General features: G+C 39.6%; 21 protein-coding genes and 1 pseudogene. 1 reads left to right on the top strand and 21 read right to left on the bottom strand.

Features of this window, described 5'->3' with window-relative positions; translation table 11 throughout:
- Positions 1–110: 110 nt before the first annotated feature.
- The 19 genes from AC075L_RS09030 to AC075L_RS08940 all read right to left on the bottom strand — a co-directional run bounded on the left by AC075L_RS09030 (position 111) and on the right by AC075L_RS08940 (position 15,130).
- Positions 111–602 carry a PcfB family protein gene (locus AC075L_RS09030; RefSeq protein ID WP_012744313.1) on the bottom strand — a complete coding sequence of 164 codons (492 nt, stop codon included), beginning with the start codon at positions 600–602 and terminating at the stop codon, positions 111–113.
- An 83-nt stretch (positions 603–685) separates the two neighbouring features.
- Complete coding sequence (locus AC075L_RS09025) at positions 686–1,480, bottom strand: ATP-binding protein (protein ID WP_012744314.1); 795 nt, start codon at positions 1,478–1,480, stop codon at positions 686–688.
- On the bottom strand, positions 1,480–2,298 hold the full coding sequence (locus tag AC075L_RS09020) for a replication initiator protein A (RefSeq protein ID WP_012744315.1): 819 nt from the start codon (positions 2,296–2,298) through the stop codon (positions 1,480–1,482). The genes AC075L_RS09025 and AC075L_RS09020 overlap by 1 nt, the downstream gene beginning before the upstream one ends.
- Before the next feature lie 10 nt (positions 2,299–2,308).
- On the bottom strand, positions 2,309–3,190 hold the full coding sequence (locus AC075L_RS09015) for a replication initiator protein A (protein ID WP_012744316.1): 882 nt from the start codon (positions 3,188–3,190) through the stop codon (positions 2,309–2,311).
- Complete coding sequence (locus AC075L_RS09010) at positions 3,183–3,575, bottom strand: hypothetical protein (RefSeq protein ID WP_012744317.1); 393 nt, start codon at positions 3,573–3,575, stop codon at positions 3,183–3,185. The genes AC075L_RS09015 and AC075L_RS09010 overlap by 8 nt, the downstream gene beginning before the upstream one ends.
- A 13-nt stretch (positions 3,576–3,588) precedes the next feature.
- Complete coding sequence (locus AC075L_RS09005) at positions 3,589–3,987, bottom strand: single-stranded DNA-binding protein (RefSeq protein ID WP_012744318.1); 399 nt, start codon at positions 3,985–3,987, stop codon at positions 3,589–3,591.
- 13 nt (positions 3,988–4,000) lie between these two features.
- Positions 4,001–4,399: a hypothetical protein gene (locus AC075L_RS09000; RefSeq protein WP_012744319.1), complete on the bottom strand. Its 399-nt coding sequence runs from the start codon at positions 4,397–4,399 to the stop codon at positions 4,001–4,003.
- 128 nt (positions 4,400–4,527) lie between these two features.
- Positions 4,528–4,839: a DUF6050 family protein gene (locus AC075L_RS08995; RefSeq protein WP_012744320.1), complete on the bottom strand. Its 312-nt coding sequence runs from the start codon at positions 4,837–4,839 to the stop codon at positions 4,528–4,530.
- Between the two features lie 35 nt (positions 4,840–4,874).
- A complete protein-coding gene (locus AC075L_RS08990; RefSeq protein WP_012744321.1) occupies positions 4,875–5,771 on the bottom strand; it encodes a ParB/RepB/Spo0J family partition protein in 897 nt (298 codons plus the stop codon).
- Complete coding sequence (locus tag AC075L_RS08985; protein ID WP_008703831.1) at positions 5,761–6,546, bottom strand: ParA family protein; 786 nt, start codon at positions 6,544–6,546, stop codon at positions 5,761–5,763. Before AC075L_RS08985 ends, AC075L_RS08990 begins: the two co-directional genes overlap by 11 nt.
- A 411-nt stretch (positions 6,547–6,957) precedes the next feature.
- Positions 6,958–8,535: a recombinase family protein gene (locus AC075L_RS08980; protein WP_012744257.1), complete on the bottom strand. Its 1,578-nt coding sequence runs from the start codon at positions 8,533–8,535 to the stop codon at positions 6,958–6,960.
- Complete coding sequence (locus AC075L_RS08975) at positions 8,532–10,223, bottom strand: recombinase family protein (protein ID WP_118409356.1); 1,692 nt, start codon at positions 10,221–10,223, stop codon at positions 8,532–8,534. Before AC075L_RS08975 ends, AC075L_RS08980 begins: the two co-directional genes overlap by 4 nt.
- A 1-nt stretch (position 10,224) precedes the next feature.
- Positions 10,225–11,916: a recombinase family protein gene (locus AC075L_RS08970; protein ID WP_023922627.1), complete on the bottom strand. Its 1,692-nt coding sequence runs from the start codon at positions 11,914–11,916 to the stop codon at positions 10,225–10,227.
- A 108-nt stretch (positions 11,917–12,024) separates the two neighbouring features.
- Complete coding sequence (locus AC075L_RS08965) at positions 12,025–12,273, bottom strand: DUF6870 family protein (RefSeq protein ID WP_012744260.1); 249 nt, start codon at positions 12,271–12,273, stop codon at positions 12,025–12,027.
- Entirely contained in the window at positions 12,254–12,634 is a 381-nt protein-coding gene (locus AC075L_RS08960) for a type II toxin-antitoxin system PemK/MazF family toxin (RefSeq protein WP_012744261.1), read from the bottom strand. Before AC075L_RS08960 ends, AC075L_RS08965 begins: the two co-directional genes overlap by 20 nt.
- A gap of 574 nt (positions 12,635–13,208) precedes the next feature.
- Positions 13,209–13,682: a sigma-70 family RNA polymerase sigma factor gene (locus AC075L_RS08955; protein WP_023922628.1), complete on the bottom strand. Its 474-nt coding sequence runs from the start codon at positions 13,680–13,682 to the stop codon at positions 13,209–13,211.
- A gap of 327 nt (positions 13,683–14,009) precedes the next feature.
- Complete coding sequence (locus AC075L_RS08950; RefSeq protein ID WP_012744263.1) at positions 14,010–14,441, bottom strand: hypothetical protein; 432 nt, start codon at positions 14,439–14,441, stop codon at positions 14,010–14,012.
- 7 nt (positions 14,442–14,448) lie between these two features.
- Positions 14,449–14,661 carry a sporulation initiation factor Spo0A C-terminal domain-containing protein gene (locus AC075L_RS08945; protein ID WP_012744264.1) on the bottom strand — a complete coding sequence of 71 codons (213 nt, stop codon included), beginning with the start codon at positions 14,659–14,661 and terminating at the stop codon, positions 14,449–14,451.
- Between the two features lie 151 nt (positions 14,662–14,812).
- Entirely contained in the window at positions 14,813–15,130 is a 318-nt protein-coding gene (locus tag AC075L_RS08940; protein WP_008688152.1) for a helix-turn-helix domain-containing protein, read from the bottom strand.
- Positions 15,131–15,309: 179 nt separating this feature from the next.
- On the opposite strand from AC075L_RS08940, the gene AC075L_RS08935 reads away from it, so the two are divergent.
- Positions 15,310–15,516, top strand: a complete 207-nt coding sequence (locus tag AC075L_RS08935) for a DUF6219 family protein (RefSeq protein ID WP_015524569.1) — start codon at positions 15,310–15,312, stop codon at positions 15,514–15,516.
- Positions 15,517–15,590: 74 nt separating this feature from the next.
- Here AC075L_RS08935 and AC075L_RS08930 read toward each other — a convergent pair whose 3' ends face one another.
- The gene (locus AC075L_RS08930; RefSeq protein WP_012744266.1) at positions 15,591–15,962 is read right to left on the bottom strand and encodes a hypothetical protein; all 372 of its coding nucleotides are present in this window, start codon (positions 15,960–15,962) and stop codon (positions 15,591–15,593) included.
- 9 nt (positions 15,963–15,971) lie between these two features.
- A pseudogene (locus tag AC075L_RS08925) lies at positions 15,972–16,219 on the bottom strand (hypothetical protein); the annotation flags it as partial.

The raw sequence follows: 16,219 nt of genomic DNA, 5'->3' as shown, positions 1-16,219 counted from the left end.
CAGAGCATATGGGAGATTGGTAAGAACCAGTTTCTTTTTATCCAGGGCGGACAGCCTGACCCCGATCTTATTCTTCCACTTCTGCATCAGAGGTTTGCCGATCTGTTTCTTCATCGACTCTGCTCCTGATGCCGGTTCTTTACTTTGTCCTTCGTCTTCTTTGGCATCATTGCCCGGTAAGCTGCCAGACGCTTGTGAATCGAAGGTTTATTCGCTTTTTGAATCTGTTTCTGGGAAAACTCACGGAAAGCAGCATTGAGGGCATCCTGATCACGTCCTTTGAAAAATACCAGATAAACTGGCGGCTCTTTGCTCTTGTCCTTTTTCAGAGCATAGTTAATTCCATATTTTCTGGCATAGCGTTCAAAGGACTTGATATTTTTGTTCGTGATCTCGATATTGACCATCCCGGCATTCTGCTTTGCCAGCTCTTTTACCGTGACCTTTCCCTGTTTCGGCTGATTTTTCTGTGCTTTCTTCTCTACCGATTTCTGCTTATGATGCCGCAGATACGCAGCAAGAACCTTTCTCAACAGGTCTGCTGTGATTTTGGTAGTCCGAATACAGAACGTGACCGTTTTCTGAGTTACCTCTTCCTGCATGACTTTTCCCTCCTTTCAGCGATTTAACTGCTGTCCAGATCTGTAATCATGGCAATCACCCCCTTTCAATAAAAAAGGACAGATTAACCGGTAATCAGGCTCTGTACCTGTACGAGTTTTTCTGTCCCTTCTTCTTTTCTCTTATCTTCTCCACCACAATAGATGGGAACACACATTTCAAGTATTCTGCTATAAATACGCTGATGGGCAGTATCTAAATCTGTGGATTTCATTTCATTCAGTCCCAGATTCGTTGTTACGATCAGCGGAAGCATTTTACAATAGCGGCTGTCTATCACATTATAGACCTGCTCCAAAGCAAACTCGGAATTTCGTTCTATTCCCAAGTCATCAATAATCAGCAACGGATAATCCACAAGATTTTGTATAATCTGGTTCTTATCTGCCTGATAGCTGGTCATTTCATTTAGGATCCTGGAAAAATTTGTCATCATGACACGTTCTCCCTGTTCCAAAAGTGCATTTGCAATACAGCCTGCAAAGAAACTTTTCCCGGTTCCAACTGGTCCCATCAAAAGCAATCCTACATTTTTTCTCTTCATATCTGTCCAGTTTTCTACATACTGCCTGGCAATTAGTATCTTCTGGTTGCTTCCGTTGTCATTTTCAAATTTCCATTCCCAGAATCTTCTTTCCCGAAGTCCGACGGATTTTCTCTGATAAAGCAGTCGCTGTGCTTCTTCCCGCTGCATCTTTTCATCCAGTTCCTGTCTGGCTTTCACCTCGCATTCGCACAAACAAGACACTACATGCTCAAATCCCATCAGACTGACTTTCATCTGTTTTCTTTTTCCACAGATGCCACAATGAAGACATCCCTCTTCGTCCACATAATCTGCTGTTACTTTATTTTCCATCACAGGCTTTCTCCTTCCTGAAATTCATATTTATCCATTCCTATCCTGGTTCCATCCCTTTCTGCCCAAAGACAGATTGTTGCAAAATGGTTCTGATATTCTTTTCCACTGGATTTCATATAAACAGAAAGATGATCAATCCGTTTCTGGTAATCCCATGGAAATAGCGTCATCAGCTCCTGCAGTTCAGCTTCCGACAGAACAACATTTTTAAATCTACCATACTGACTGAATTTTTCTTCCAAAGCGGGAGTATTGCCCTTACTCTTATCAGTATGATTCTTTTCAGTCTTATTTATCTTAGTATTACTTCCATCCAGATTCTTGCAGTCCGGACTTCTATTTTTTTGCGTTCCGGACTTCCAGTTTCTTGCAATCCGGATTTCCAATTCCTTGCAGTCTGGATTTCCAGTTTCTGGCGTTCCAGAAGCAAAGTATCTTACTGGCTTTCCTCTGCTCCGTTTCACAAAATTTTTCACGTATATGACAGAAGGACGATTATTCCCCTGCCGATACCGTTCGATCAATCCAATCCCATGCACACTGTCAAGCTCATAAAGAAGCTTTGTCACTGTCGTATGCGACATTCGCAACAGTTCCTGCAATTCTGCGATCGTATAAATGATATAGACATAACCATCATTGTCAATCCATCCATTTTTCTTGGATAGGCTGATTCGATCAAGCAGAATTCCATAAAGGAGCTTTGCGTCTGTGGACAGGCTTGCAAACTCTTTTTCTGTGAACAGAGCTTTGGGGATCCGAAAAAAAGAAAACTGGTCAGATTCTTCTGCTCTGAAATATTCAAAATCTGCCATAGCTTATTTCCTATTCTTCCTCACTATTAAAATCACACCCTGCTGCACTGCCTGTTCCATGACACATCTCATTAAACACAAAGTTGAAGCACATCATTAACTCGCTCAGATAATAATTCCTTGCTTCTTTATTGCAGGCATACATATCCTCGATATAAACCTCCTCGTTTCCATTCATTCGTGCGATTGTTTCCAGAACTTTCATAAACTTCTTATTAGAACAGCACTCATACTGTTCATTTACATATTTCTGAATTTCCAGCACATGTTCAGGCTTTCCTTCACAAACAGATAACACGCCAAATGCCAGATCCATACCAAACTCATAGCCATCGGCTTCTACGGCATCAATATCAAGATTACCTTCTTCATCGTAATAGCCTCGCTCTTCCATAGGAGTCAGTGGTGTCTCATATTCATCCAGATATCCCATATCTGCAATTGTTCCCAGAATATCTCTGGATGCTGCCACCATCTTGTCCATGATAATTTCTCTTTCTTCCATCGGCATATTTGCCATAATTCTGTCTAATGTCATCATTGATTCTTCCTCCATCTCATTTTCATAAATATCATTGATATAAAAGTGGTTCGCCTTTCCATTGTTTTGAACAATACGCACCAGCTTTCCAATCTTAACAAGTTCCTGTACTGCCTGATCTACGCCATATCGAGTCGTATTCAGGTCTTTCTTCATTTCGCTTTTTGGATAGATAACAAACAGATCTCCGTTATGATCTACCCAGCCATTCTGCACCGCAAATTTCAAACGATCCAGAAATAAGCTGTATAAAATTTTTGCTGTATTTGACAGATTTTTGAATTTTTCCACCTGGAACAGCATCTTTGGCACCTGCAGACAATCTACCGGCATATACTCCACCTTACTCATTGATTATTTCCTCCTTCTGTTTGTACAGCACTTCGGCTGAATTAATATTGATTTCCAGCATCCCTACAAATACCTGATAGTACAGCAGGCATATCTGTTCATCCTCTCTTGCCAGATACAATCCTTCCAGTTCATCGGACGGATGTTTCATTCCATATACCGCCTGACAGATATCATGGATTTTCTCACATTCCACACTTCTAAGATGCATCTCCAAGGTGTGGTTAAATCTCTGCCAGTCCTCCAGTTTCTGATTTACTGACATCATGCACTGGAACAGTTCCGCTGCTTCACATGCTGCTGACAGCACTACATTTTTGTTATTGATACTTCCATCGGCATTTTTCATATGCCCTACCATATACGCCTGATCTACTGAAACCATCTTTTATCCTCCTCTATCTAAACGGCATTTCCTCTTCCATGCCCTCTGGGATCTCTAAGAACCCTTCCGCATCTTCTGGAAACGGTGGTCTGTCAACTATTTTTGCACCTGCAAATTCGATCCGATTTGCATACACTTCAGTTGTATAGATCTTTTTCCCGGTATCCTTATCTTCATAATTACCTGTGACAATCTCGCCTTCCACCATGACCTTCGTTCCCTGCATCAGATAATCTCTGGCAAATTCTGCTTTCTTTGCAAAAGCCTTTACCGGAATAAAACTGACTTCATCGGAATAATTTCTTCTGACTGCCAGAACAAACTTGGCAATCTTATGAAGTCCTCTTTCATTCTCCACTTCGTTGTATCCAGGATTTCTTACCAATCGCCCGGAAATAACTGTTGTATTCATTGGCTTAACCCTCCTATGCTTTCATTGATTTGTAACAGATACCGATACATGGTCCACATTTTCCATAGGCACATCCGTAACATTCATCTTTTTCCAACTCTTCCTGCTTCATTTCATCGGCAAACATTCCTAACAGCGTTGTGTAAATCTTTTTCATTGCCAGGAACTTCTCTTCTGCTTTTTCCATCTTCTCTTTGTAAAATGGAATCAGTCCACGAAGAACTGGATGGAAACGTTCATTTTCATCATCCCAGGCACAGATTTTCATCATACAGCGTGGCTGTTTCTCATAATTGCCCAGATAATACGGGCAGAACGTACAACCTCTTTCTTTAACAATTTCCACCGGAATCACTGGCATCTGACTTTTGATTTCTTTTGTTACATGCTTACTTTCAATTCGCTCTCTCATCTTAAAAATCCTCCAGGTATATATATTTGCAAAAGGGATTTCCCCTGAATTGCCTGATTTTGGGTACAAAAAAAAGAGGCAAGCTTACGATTTTATTTTCGCAAGCCTGCCTCTTATCAAATATTCAATTATTTTCCGATGATATATCGTAAGAAAACGTATACCGCACGGATTACATACACTGGAATCATGATACTTCCAATCAAAGCTCCAATGATGACACTTAATGCAGCCATCCCAAGTGTTGCTGTTATATCCATTCCTTTTGGAATCAGGACCAGCCGCATTTTATGTATTCCAAATGGAAGTCCGGAAAGAAATATCCACCAGAATAAGTCTGTCTGTCCACTGACTTTCATGATGGTGGATACCATCCAGAACCAGAATAGCATAAATGCCAGTGGCAGTATTGATTTTTTAATTACATCTTCTATCATCATCTTTTCATTCCTTCTGTCCAACTTCGCATATCATATTATTGTTTTTCTGCCCATGATGCCAGGAGCATAAATATCACTTCTTCCATCTGAGCTTTAGAATATGACTCAGGAAAATACTGTTTCAGCTTTTTCGCCGGAATCTGTACCTGTACTTTCTCAGTACTTTCATTCATACAGATCTGGTCAATCTCTGAATATGTCAACATCTGCTCTTTTGCAATCTGCTTCAATTCCTTTGCCTGCTTCATAGACGGTACCATATTGTGATTACTCATATACTGAAGCAATATCTGTTGTTCTTCACTTCTCAAATATGAAACTTCAACAGCTGTATTAAAGGGAAGCTTCTTCTCGTCTGCCAGTTCTAAAAGTTCTGCGATTAACTCTGTCAGATGAATATATCGAAGAATCTGTCTGGAACTATCTCCTGTATTCTGACTGACTTCTTCTGCCGCCAACTTCTTGCCAACTTGGCAAGAAGTTAAATCAGACCGTTTTCCCTGACGCTTTAACGCCTCATATTTCATTTTATAAGCGAATGCCTTTTCACTGATCAGCAGCTCTTCTCGTTGAATGTTGGAATCTACCATGATCACCGTCGCTTCATCATCTGTAAGATCTTTGATGATAACAGGCATTTTCTCTAATCCCGCAAGTTCACATGCTCGTTTTCGCCTATGACCAGCTACCAGCTCATAACCACCGGACTCTCTCAATCGCACAATACCAGGAACCAACACGCCATATTGTGTAATGCTTTCTGATAATTCTTCCATTTTCTTATCATCTTTTACTTGAAACGGGTGATTTGGAAATGGATGAAGGCTTCCTATTTCTATCTCACAAATTCCATTGTTTGTTTCTTCGTTTGTTCCAAATAACGCATCAAGTGGCTGTAAGGAAATGGGAGTTGCTCTTTTTTTAGATGGCATCTTTCAGCACCTCCTCCGTCACTCTCCGATAAGCTTCTGTAGCTTTGCCTTTCGGATCATAAGAGAAAATACTCTGTCCTTCTCTGACTGCTTCCTTCATTCTTACAGAAAATGGAATATAATTATCAAAGATATGAATTTGACTTCCATATACATTTCTGAGAAGTTCCATGTTATTTCTGGCATCATTCGTATGAGCATCGACCATCGTAAACAAAATACCTCCGACTTGCAGCTTCGGATTAATCTGCTTACGGACCTTACCGATTGTTTTTAACAACTGCTGCAATCCTTTGATTGGCAGGTAGGATGCTTCAACTGGAATGAGGACTTCATCTGATGCAGCCAGCGCATTAATCGTAATCATTCCCAATGATGGCATACAATCAATGATGACTACATCATATTGATCTTTGATACCATATAAAATCTGTTTCAATACATATTCTCTACTCATTGCATTTACCAACTGTACTTCCGTACCTGCCAGTCCAATGTTAGAACAGATAATGTCTATCCCCTCTGCCTGATGTCTGATAAAACATTCGGAAGGAATATCTTCATCTTTCATTACAGCATCCATAAGAGCAGTAAGTGTTTCATTACTGTCATCACAATCACGATATCCAAATCCTGCGGATACATCAGACTGTGGATCGGCATCTACAATCAACACTTTCATATTCTTTTGTGCTAATCCTACTGCTAAATTAGCTGTACATGCGGATTTTCCCGTTCCCCCTTTTTGGTTTACAATAGAAATAATTCTAGCCATTTTTCATCACCTTTCATCGTCATCAATCAAAAAGAGGACTGAATTAGACATCCGGAATCTATATTCCGTGCGAGCTAATTCAGTCCTATAATTACAATAATTCTGTTGTTTTTACTCTTGTCTTACACAAATCCATTTCCAGTCTGAATCTGTAATAATTCATATTCTGGAATGACAGCGCTGCTTTATTTTTCCCTTTTCAGGAAATTAAAAATAAGGACTAAATTAGTGCAACCCCTTGTATTTACTGGAGTTTTCTAACTTGTCCTTATTATAACTCGACCATGTGGATGTGTCAAGTATAGGACAAAAAAAATTTTATTTTTTTCTGCCGAAGACTATCTGACGCTTCCATCAGGTAGTCCCAGCACCTTTATTATCTTTTGATAAGTCATTCTTGTCCTGCTCAAGTTATCTCTGTTCTGAAAAAATATCGTCAAAATTCCATTCGATTTCAATTTCATCCTGACTATGAACACGGATCACCTTGATAACCTCACGCAGCTTCTCTGTATCGAACTTCTGAATTCCCAAGAAATCTTTTAGTTTTATTTTATCAGAAAGTTCATTTTGTTCAAGAAGCTTTTTACTATTCTTCGCATCTTCTATCTTTCGTTTTATTTCATCCAGCTGTACACTTATCTTTTCAGCTCTCTGCTTATACGAATCACGATCTATACGACCATCTTTGTAATCATCATAGAGTTTCATCTTTTCCGAGGTCAACTGTCGGCTCTGTTTTTGCAATTCTGTAGTATTGATCTCTTTGTATTCACATTGTCTTTTGGAAGATACTTTCTTTCCTTTTTTCAACATTGACGCTGCATACTGACGGACAAGCCCAAGGATATTCTCCTCCATCGGTTCCCTACGAATCACCAGACTTCGGCACACAGGATCACCATTGGTTCTGGCATCTGAACATTTCAGCAGATGCTCTGTTTCTTTTAACAGAGAATGCCCACAGTTGGCACATATCAGCAAGGCCGGCTGTTTTTTACGTCTTTCCAGAGTAAAATTGGTGCGTGATTCTGCAACACTTCTCTTCTTTTTCGGATGCATTTCATTTGCTTTTTCAAACAATTCCCTGTCTATAATTGCCGTATGATGATTTTCCAGGCGAACCCATTCTGTTTCATCATTCAGAACTGCTTTATGGCCCGTATGCATACTGCAACGTGTTTTGCCCCAGATTCTGGTTCCAATATAAATCTCATCCCGGACGATTGCCGATACTGTCGTAGGGCTCCAGTGTTTCTTTTTGATCGTGTCAAACCTCTGGAACTGCACCTGATCCCCTCTTGATAATTTCTGCTCATCACAAGTAGCAATCGCCTGTCTGTTCAATTCCCTTGTAATATCTGCAAAACTTGTTCCCTCCGCTGCCATCTGAAAAATCATTTTCACGACTTTTGCAGCCTCCGGATCAACTTCCAGCCTTCCATCTTTTCCTTTTTTATAGCCATATCTGGCATTTACCGGAAGACGTGTACCATTTTTTGTTCTCGTCTGCATTGCTGATGAAATTTTCTTGGACAAATCCAGGCTATACATATTGTATACCAGATTCTGCAATGCCACATTCATTCCACCAGTCATTCCGCTGCTTGCTGCACTGTCATAGCTGTCATTAATCGAAATAAATCGAATCTGCAGAAGTGGAAAAATATATTCAATATAAAATCCAACTTCCAGATAGTCTCTTCCGAATCTGGAAAAGTCTTTTACAACTACACAGCCGATTTCTCCACTTTTCATGTCATCCTGCAGCTGTTGAAATCCCTGCCGTTTAAAATGAGTACCGCTGACACCATCATCCACATATTCCAGGATATCTGCCTCATCTACACCCAGCTGATCAATCACAAATGATTTTAACAGAATTCTCTGAGAAGTTACACTGTCGCTCTCTTTTTTAGCTCTGCCATCTACATTGTCATCTTCTGCGGATAAACGGATGTAAACAGCTGTTTTTCTATGATCTGTCATCTTGACTGCGCCTCCTTCTCTTTCTTTAATTTCTGTAAATCTGCAAACTGATCGTCATATACCAGCTTGATCTCATAATCATACTTACCATGGATAATAATTGAATCCACAAAGGCATCTGCCATTTCTTTTGTCAGCTTACGCTTTGACATATAAGTATGTATCACTTTTCCCCATCCTTCCTCGATATGATAATCCTTGGAATACCGTACCTGTGCCGCCAATACTACATCCAGGCGGTTCTTGATGTTTTCTATTTCATTGGAATAGATACGGGAAAACTGCATGTATTCTTCTTCTGTAATCAGACGTTCCGAATAATCCTCATATAAATCAGATTTACGCTTGCTGATCCTGCTCAACTCCCGCCGAAGTTTCCCCACTTCCTTATCCAGAAGCAAATACTGTGTCTGGTTTCTGGAAGCAGAATTCATTTCACGGATCAGTTTCTCTGTATCCAATACGGCTTTCATATGTGACTGGATCAGGCGAAGGACGTCTTCATCCACGTATTCTTTTTTGACTCTGTGCCCCTTACACTGATTTCCTCCGGATTTATGGTTCGCATCTGCACCACAGATATAATAAAATGTCCCTGTTTTTTCTCTGGACAACACCATGCGGTTCCCACAACCCCCACACCTGATCTTGCCGGTATAGAAATTATGATTCCGAATGGCTCCATTATTCAGCTGATGCTTCTTTTTGTATGCTTCCGTAAATTCCCGGATTTTTTCCTGTACCTGCCGGAACAGTTCTTTATCAATAATTCCTTCGTGGGTATTCTCAGCATAGAGCCACTCACTCTCCGGTAGATTTCTCTGCTTGTTTCCTTGAAAAACACTCTGCTGATATTTTCCATATACAGAATCTCCGGTACAATGGACATCCTGAAGTACACGTTTCACTTCATAATTATTCCAAGGTTTGGATTCCGGTGAAGGCTTTTCGCCTGTTTTATAATATTCCCTCTGCAAAGTCGGGGAAAGGATACCATCTGTATTCAGTCTTTTTGCAATATCGCTGTAGCTGCATCCATCCATATACATAGTAAAAATTTCTCGTAAATGTCCGGCAGCCTCCTCGTCAACTACCAGCTGGTGTCTGTCCTGTTCTGATTTCCTGTATCCATAAGGTTCCCATGCACCAGTAAATTTTCCTTCTTTCCACAGGGCTTTTTTGGCACTGCTGATCTTTTTTGCAAGGTCTTTGGAATAAAACTCATTGATGATATTTTTTAAGGGAACTGTCAGATCCACTCCCTCACGGAAAGAATCAAAGTCATCCGTCACAGCAAGAAACCGCACATGAAAAAACGGAAATACACGCTCAATATAATTACTTGTCTCTACATAATTCCTTCCAAGTCTGGATAGATCCTTTACAATCACACAGTTAATTTTTCCATGCTTGATATCTTCCATCATCTGCGTAAAACCAGGACGGTCGAAATTTGTACCAGAATAATCAGAATCCTTATATATTTCTGCAACTGCGATGTCTTCCGTATCTGCCACAAAGTTTTTCATCAGTTCCACCTGGGTTTCTATCGTTCCTCTTTCTAAGGTTTCTTCTGTTTCCATTGAAATTCTGGCATACAATCCTGCCCGGAACGGTCTGCTCACCTCTGTCTGGACGGTTGCACTGCTGACTACTTCCGGAATGTTTTTCCTGCTCTTTCGTGCCATTTTATACAACCTCCTTTACATTGACCTGCAGATTGTTATCATCATCTATTACCATATCAACTCCCATAGCAGGTAATTGATTCAGCAATGTCTGATAACAATCATCAAAATCAAAAGTGATCTCTATATTCTTTTTATCATATACTCTGATTTGCCTGATCAGTTCTACCACCACAGTGCGGGACAGTTCTTCAATATCCTGATATTTCACAAAATAATCCAGCCAGGTATTGGCTTTGTCTGCTTTTTCCAGCTCGTTATCCATTTCTTTCTGGATCGCACGGATACTCTCTTCCGCATTTCTAAGCCGCTTTCCATATGCTGCATGAAGCTCTACATAGTCTTCTTTTGATACAATGCCCTCTTTCATATCCGAATAGAGCATCATCCGTAACTCCTTACAGCGTTCTTTCTCCTGCTTTTTCTTCTCCAGCCTGTCCTGCAGCTTTTTCATATTGATCTCCTGAAATGGCACAGTACCGATAAATTCCAGGACTCTTTTCAGGTGCAGGATATTCTGGATATGCTGTTTCAACATCACTAATACGGCATCTTCCAGATCCTTTTCCGGTATTCTATGACTGGAACAGCGTTTTGTTTCTTTATTTGTGGAACATAGATAATAAGCATATTTTTTTCCTGCCACAGTAGAAACCTTTCTTGTCATAGGTGCTCCACAATCCGCACATACAGCAATTCCGGATAACAGATATACCTGCTTTTGGTCAGGTGAAGTACGTGTATCCATGCCAAGAAGCCTCTGAACAATTTCAAAATCACGGTCACTCACCAGAGGTTCATGATTTTTCTCAATCCGGATCCAGTCATCTTCCGGTTTCACATAAGTCTGCTTCACTTTATGGTTTGGAGTTGTCCTTTTTCCCTGTACAAGGTTTCCGATATAAACCTCGTTTTCCAGTATCCTGCGGACCGTAACGGAACTCCAAAGTGCCTGTTCTTTCTGCCGGAAACCTGTTTCATAACGACTGCCGCTGCTTATTTTATACTCAAATGGGGAAAGAATACCCAGTTCATTTAAACGATTAGCGATCGCATCCTGACTCATTCCCTGCAGCTTCATCTTAAAAATATCCTGTACTACACCGCCCGCCGATGGATCAATCTCTAATTTATGCTTATCTGTCTTTGTCTTCCTGTATCCAAATGCTACAAACGGAGTCACGCACTCGCCTTTTTTCCTCTTAATCTCAAGATTACTCCTGATCTTAATAGAAATATCACGACAATAAGCATCGTTGATTAAATTTTTAAATGGGATAATGATTTCGTCTGCCTGATTCTTTCCCTTAAGACTGTCATAATTATCATTGATGGCAATAAAACGCACACCAAGAGCCGGGAATAATCTCTCGATATACTTCCCGGAATCAATATATTCCCTTCCAAATCGTGATAAATCTTTTACCACTACGCAGTCTACAATCCCATGCCGGATATCTTCCAGCATTGCCTGGAATGCAGGGCGCTCAAAATTAGAGCCTGAGTAGCCATCATCAACTCGGACTGAAACAACTTCAATATCTTTTTTGTCTTTCAGGAAATCCAGAATCAAAGCTTTCTGGTTAGAAATGCTGTTACTTTCCAGTTTTGCTGAACTGGAAATATCGCCATCTTCTTTAGATAATCTGACATAGATGGCGGCATGATAGATTTTGTTGATATTCTGATACATATCTTACCTCCTTTTATTACGTCAGAAAATCCATGTAATAAAAGGGGGCTGCATAATTTGTCCTTACCGACATTCTAACACAGTCCCCTCAATTTTACCAGTACTTTTTCAGACACTCAGAAGCATATTCTCAAATGCCTGCTCCATAGATATACCGTTATTTGCAAATCTGACTTTTACTTTCATATTACCGATCCGGACCAGATAAGGATTTCCTACTTTATTCAGAAAAATATCTCTCCGTTCCTGAAGCGATTTATTTCTGTCTGTTTTTATCATCCGTAGATCAGTCATTTCATTGATATCCACATCACTGAAATCCTGATCCAGATAATTTCTATATTCCTCTGCTGTCATGCCCTTCTCCTTCCATTCCCATCTGAATCCGTACTGCTTTCAGTACCCGATCCAGGCTCCACTTATTTACTCTTCCGCATTTCTCAATAATACATTTTGTAGAAATACTCATAACCTGTTCAGCCAATGCCAGGCTTCCTTTTCGGATCCCTGTCATATCGTACTTACTGATAAATACATGTGTTGGCAAATACCGCTTCTTATATATTCTTGACGTCAGCGGAACTACTGTAATGACTGAACTGTATGTATTAGCTTTGTTGTTACTTACTACGATCACCGGTCTTACTCCACCCTGAACCGAAGTTGTCGGAAACATACCGAGATCCGCCCATAAGATATCTCCTCTTCGAATCGTCACTTGTCATCTCTCCAATCTTTTTTTATTTGTAAAGCATCCCTAGCGCTATATTGGCTCCACAGGAATACGGCAGAGTTCCTTTCCAAGATGGAAAGCTCTGCCGCATAACCTCTATAACCAATTTGATTATTAAACAGTGCTCGCTCGATTCTATTTATCCTCGATACCCCGAATCGTTACTCCTGCATCTGCAGGAAGGGAATAATAACCTGTCCGAATGCTATACTCCGGACCACAACCCAAAAACTCTCGTTTCCAGGCTCTGGCAGTTCATAGGTTTACCAATTACAGACTTCTCAGGGTCTGCAAGTGTATCGCATCTCACACATGTCATCGCATCACCAGCCTGCCGACTGGCTTTGGTCAGTGCTTTTTCGCAGCATTATTAGCTCTAAAAATGTTTTTACGTCTTATAATCCTATAGCGGCATCTTCCTCGTGCTCACTGTATGAAATGTCACGTCAGTTATTATTGGATATTCAGTTATCACGGTGCGTTTTAGGGAGTCCTTAAAGCTCCTCTAATTACTAAAGTCAAATGACTTCGGAAGATGCAAAAGATTTTGAAAAATTTTTTAAAAAAATTTATTCATATACATTTCACGCATCTTATTAAGAATGGATTTCAGCTTGTATGACAGCATCTGTCTGGAAATTCCCATAATCTCTGCCATCTGTGTCTGTGTCTTGTTTTCAAAGAAAATACCGTAAATAATCATGCGTTCCTCGGAGTTCAGCTGATTGATCACTTTGTGGATATCCTGCTGTTCCATTTTTGTCAGCACACTATGCTCCACATCACAATTCAGATCCGGAAAATCCTCTATCATAAAGCCTTCTCCATCAATGGACTGACCACTGTAAGGTACTTCCCTCAACATCTTGTCCACGACCTCTCCCAATTCGTTTTTGATTTCTACCTTTTTTGCCTTGCTGCTTCTATAAAAATTGTTCATCGCATACGCAACCTCTTTTGTAATCTCAATCATCTCTCCATCAATATTTGCGTAATACTTTCCTTCATAAAAATATGGGTGTTCAATATACATGTCCGTTCCTCCTGAATTTGAAATCTCGTTGCTTGTTTCAAATCCAGAAGGCGGACCTCTGTTTAGAATCATGCCTGCTCCGCCTTTATCCTGCCGGGACATACCCGCAGTTATTGGCTGAGAAATTCAGGCACGAAAAAAAGCCCCAGTAGTTTTTTTCTTAACTACTGAGGCCTTCGTCTCTTTCTTATATTCAGTTATCTATGCCTTCTTTCATCAGCATAATCATTGTATCAGGATAAAGTTCACAAAGTATCCGCAATACATTCCTATAAGTTCACATCATTATTGAAATCGTACATATTTCAGTATAAAAAGTTCACCGTGTTATTCTTCTACTTCTTTTCCATCTATATATAGTTGAAATTTATCAGGATTATTGACAACATCATAGTCCTTTCCATATTCTACAGGTCTGTATTCGGCTGTCATTACCGATTCCCCATCTTCAATATCCTCTTTCCATAAATAGATGTTCATATCAAGACTCGTCGCATATCCCCTGTCTGTGGAGAATTTTGTCGAATGAAAAGAATTCTCCTTGTACATCTGCAAAAGTTCTCTTGCAAACGCTTCTCTATCCTCAATATTTTCCCGGTTAGCTACTACGGTTAGATTTTCATCCTGATTTATGGAAAATGTTCCTACTACATCAGGTTCACCTTCCTTATGACCAGATTCAGGTTTCCCATAAATACTTCCTGTAGCAATTATCAAGATGACTGCTCCTGAGATTACTGCAATTATCTTTCTTTTCATATTTTCATTAATTTCCTTTTAATTGTTTTACTGCGTAATTGATTACTTCTTCCGGTGTGGGTCTGTCTCCTTTAAGTGTCATTTTCTTCCATTCTTCCTGCACATCCGGATCAGGATTATCAAATCCTGCATCTATGGCTATCTGCATTTCTCTGCGTACCTCTTCTGGTGTTGTGTTGTACTTTTTTGCAATTTTCTCATAAATAGTTTTCTCTCTCATTCATTTTCCTCCAATATATAAGTAGAATTACACATTGTTCTATAGAACTAATTTAGCATATTTCTATTATCATGAAAAGATACTTTACAATTTAAAGCGGAATAAAAAGTCAAAAAAAAGAAGAGCTACTTGCTCTTCCCATTTTGTCATATTACTCTTCCAATAATGTATGAATTACTTTGATAATTTTTTTCTGCTCTTTGATCGGAAGTTTTTCTATTTTCTCTGTCAGCTCATTGGTAACACCTGTAACTGAATGTGCCACAACATCAATCAAAAGAGTATCTGCAGAAACATCTAATGCATTTGCAATTGCAACAAAGGTATCCAATTTTGTAACTTTCAAGCCTCTCTCTATTACACTCACATGCGTCGGACTTAAATTTACTAATGCAGCCAGTTCCTCTTGCGTGAGATTTTTTGCTTCTCGTGCTGATTTGATTCGCTGTCCTACTGCCTTCAAATCCATCGTAACACCTCCTCCAGAACGAATAATCGTTCTGGATTTAGTATACTTGTGGATATCTTAAATATACAGAATCGCAAAGCCAAGTTCTAATTCTACAGAACTATATTTCAAGATTTTCTTTGCATATTCGTAAAATAGAGTTATGATTGAAGCAGCTAAATCAAAGGAGGTATCAAATCATGAAATCACATAAATACTGGTCCCTAGGCGCACTTTTCTGTATGTTGGGATGCATTTATTCTGGAATCAGAAAATCTATGACTGCACATAAATACTTTGCCTATTCTTCATTGCTTTGTATGGGCATGTCCATTTATTCCGGTCACAAACTGGTTTCTCCAAAGAAGAAAAAAATCACTGAATCAAACAATAGTGAAAATAATTGAACAAAAAATTGACCTCTATTCATCAAAGACAAAGTTGCTGGAGAGTTTTTTCCCTCCAACAACTTTCTTCATCTTTAAGCCATTGAAACACAATACTGTCCAATCAACTTCATCCAACTATTATATTTATTCTTTTCACACACCTTTCGGCAAATTTCATTTTCCATCAGTACACAGAACATCTTATCATAATCAAATGCCCAAACAGCACCATTCACATGGTTTTCCACTGCTTTCTGATCTATGCTTTTCAAGCGTGTGACCATTTTCTCAATTTCTCCATTTCCCAAGTTACCGATATTTTTGCAGATAAACCGAAAGAAATTCAACGTTGCATATTCGTCATGCCAATGGAACTCTTCTGGATTGTTTTTTATTTTACTGGCTCGCTGCTGTTCTTTGATTATCTGAGCAGCTACACCTTTCATCGAATCTTCGTATCTCATATTACTCACCTACTCTTCCTCTACGCCCAGTGACGGTTTAAATCTTTTATCCTTTGCCTGCGGTACCACGATCTCATAAAAATAAAATCCTAAATATCCAAGGGCCTGCTTCTTCATCTTATAAAAAGAAGTCCTGCCTATTCCCAGTTCCTGCTGCACTTCCACATCTGTCTTATTGTAATGACTGCAAAAGCAGGAATGAAGAATTTCACTGAGTGTCACACCATTGGGAGCATAAAATTTCACCAGTGTCATTC

The sequence above is a fragment of the Blautia sp. ZXY-1-B12 genome (genome assembly GCF_056339915.1).
The sequence above is the reverse complement of the archived record's forward strand: the minus strand, read 5'-3'. Positions and strand labels throughout refer to the sequence as shown.

Excerpts from the sequence above, each read along its gene's own strand:
- AC075L_RS08955 (WP_023922628.1), bottom strand. The coding sequence starts at position 13,682 with ATGTATATTGAACACCCATATTTTTATGAAGGAAAGTATTACGCAAAT.
- AC075L_RS09030 (WP_012744313.1), bottom strand. The coding sequence starts at position 602 with ATGCAGGAAGAGGTAACTCAGAAAACGGTCACGTTCTGTATTCGGACT.
- AC075L_RS08975 (WP_118409356.1), bottom strand. The coding sequence starts at position 10,223 with ATGGCACGAAAGAGCAGGAAAAACATTCCGGAAGTAGTCAGCAGTGCA.
- AC075L_RS08935 (WP_015524569.1), top strand. The coding sequence starts at position 15,310 with ATGAAATCACATAAATACTGGTCCCTAGGCGCACTTTTCTGTATGTTG.
- AC075L_RS08945 (WP_012744264.1), bottom strand. The coding sequence starts at position 14,661 with ATGAGAGAGAAAACTATTTATGAGAAAATTGCAAAAAAGTACAACACA.
- AC075L_RS08950 (WP_012744263.1), bottom strand. The coding sequence starts at position 14,441 with ATGAAAAGAAAGATAATTGCAGTAATCTCAGGAGCAGTCATCTTGATA.
- AC075L_RS08965 (WP_012744260.1), bottom strand. The coding sequence starts at position 12,273 with ATGACAGCAGAGGAATATAGAAATTATCTGGATCAGGATTTCAGTGAT.
- AC075L_RS08985 (WP_008703831.1), bottom strand. The coding sequence starts at position 6,546 with ATGGCTAGAATTATTTCTATTGTAAACCAAAAAGGGGGAACGGGAAAA.
- AC075L_RS09025 (WP_012744314.1), bottom strand. The coding sequence starts at position 1,480 with ATGGAAAATAAAGTAACAGCAGATTATGTGGACGAAGAGGGATGTCTT.
- AC075L_RS08980 (WP_012744257.1), bottom strand. The coding sequence starts at position 8,535 with ATGACAGATCATAGAAAAACAGCTGTTTACATCCGTTTATCCGCAGAA.
- AC075L_RS08940 (WP_008688152.1), bottom strand. The coding sequence starts at position 15,130 with ATGGATTTGAAGGCAGTAGGACAGCGAATCAAATCAGCACGAGAAGCA.
- AC075L_RS08930 (WP_012744266.1), bottom strand. The coding sequence starts at position 15,962 with ATGAGATACGAAGATTCGATGAAAGGTGTAGCTGCTCAGATAATCAAA.
- AC075L_RS09010 (WP_012744317.1), bottom strand. The coding sequence starts at position 3,575 with ATGGTTTCAGTAGATCAGGCGTATATGGTAGGGCATATGAAAAATGCC.
- AC075L_RS08995 (WP_012744320.1), bottom strand. The coding sequence starts at position 4,839 with ATGATGATAGAAGATGTAATTAAAAAATCAATACTGCCACTGGCATTT.
- AC075L_RS08970 (WP_023922627.1), bottom strand. The coding sequence starts at position 11,916 with ATGTATCAGAATATCAACAAAATCTATCATGCCGCCATCTATGTCAGA.
- AC075L_RS08990 (WP_012744321.1), bottom strand. The coding sequence starts at position 5,771 with ATGCCATCTAAAAAAAGAGCAACTCCCATTTCCTTACAGCCACTTGAT.
- AC075L_RS09000 (WP_012744319.1), bottom strand. The coding sequence starts at position 4,399 with ATGAGAGAGCGAATTGAAAGTAAGCATGTAACAAAAGAAATCAAAAGT.
- AC075L_RS09005 (WP_012744318.1), bottom strand. The coding sequence starts at position 3,987 with ATGAATACAACAGTTATTTCCGGGCGATTGGTAAGAAATCCTGGATAC.
- AC075L_RS09015 (WP_012744316.1), bottom strand. The coding sequence starts at position 3,190 with ATGAGTAAGGTGGAGTATATGCCGGTAGATTGTCTGCAGGTGCCAAAG.
- AC075L_RS09020 (WP_012744315.1), bottom strand. The coding sequence starts at position 2,298 with ATGGCAGATTTTGAATATTTCAGAGCAGAAGAATCTGACCAGTTTTCT.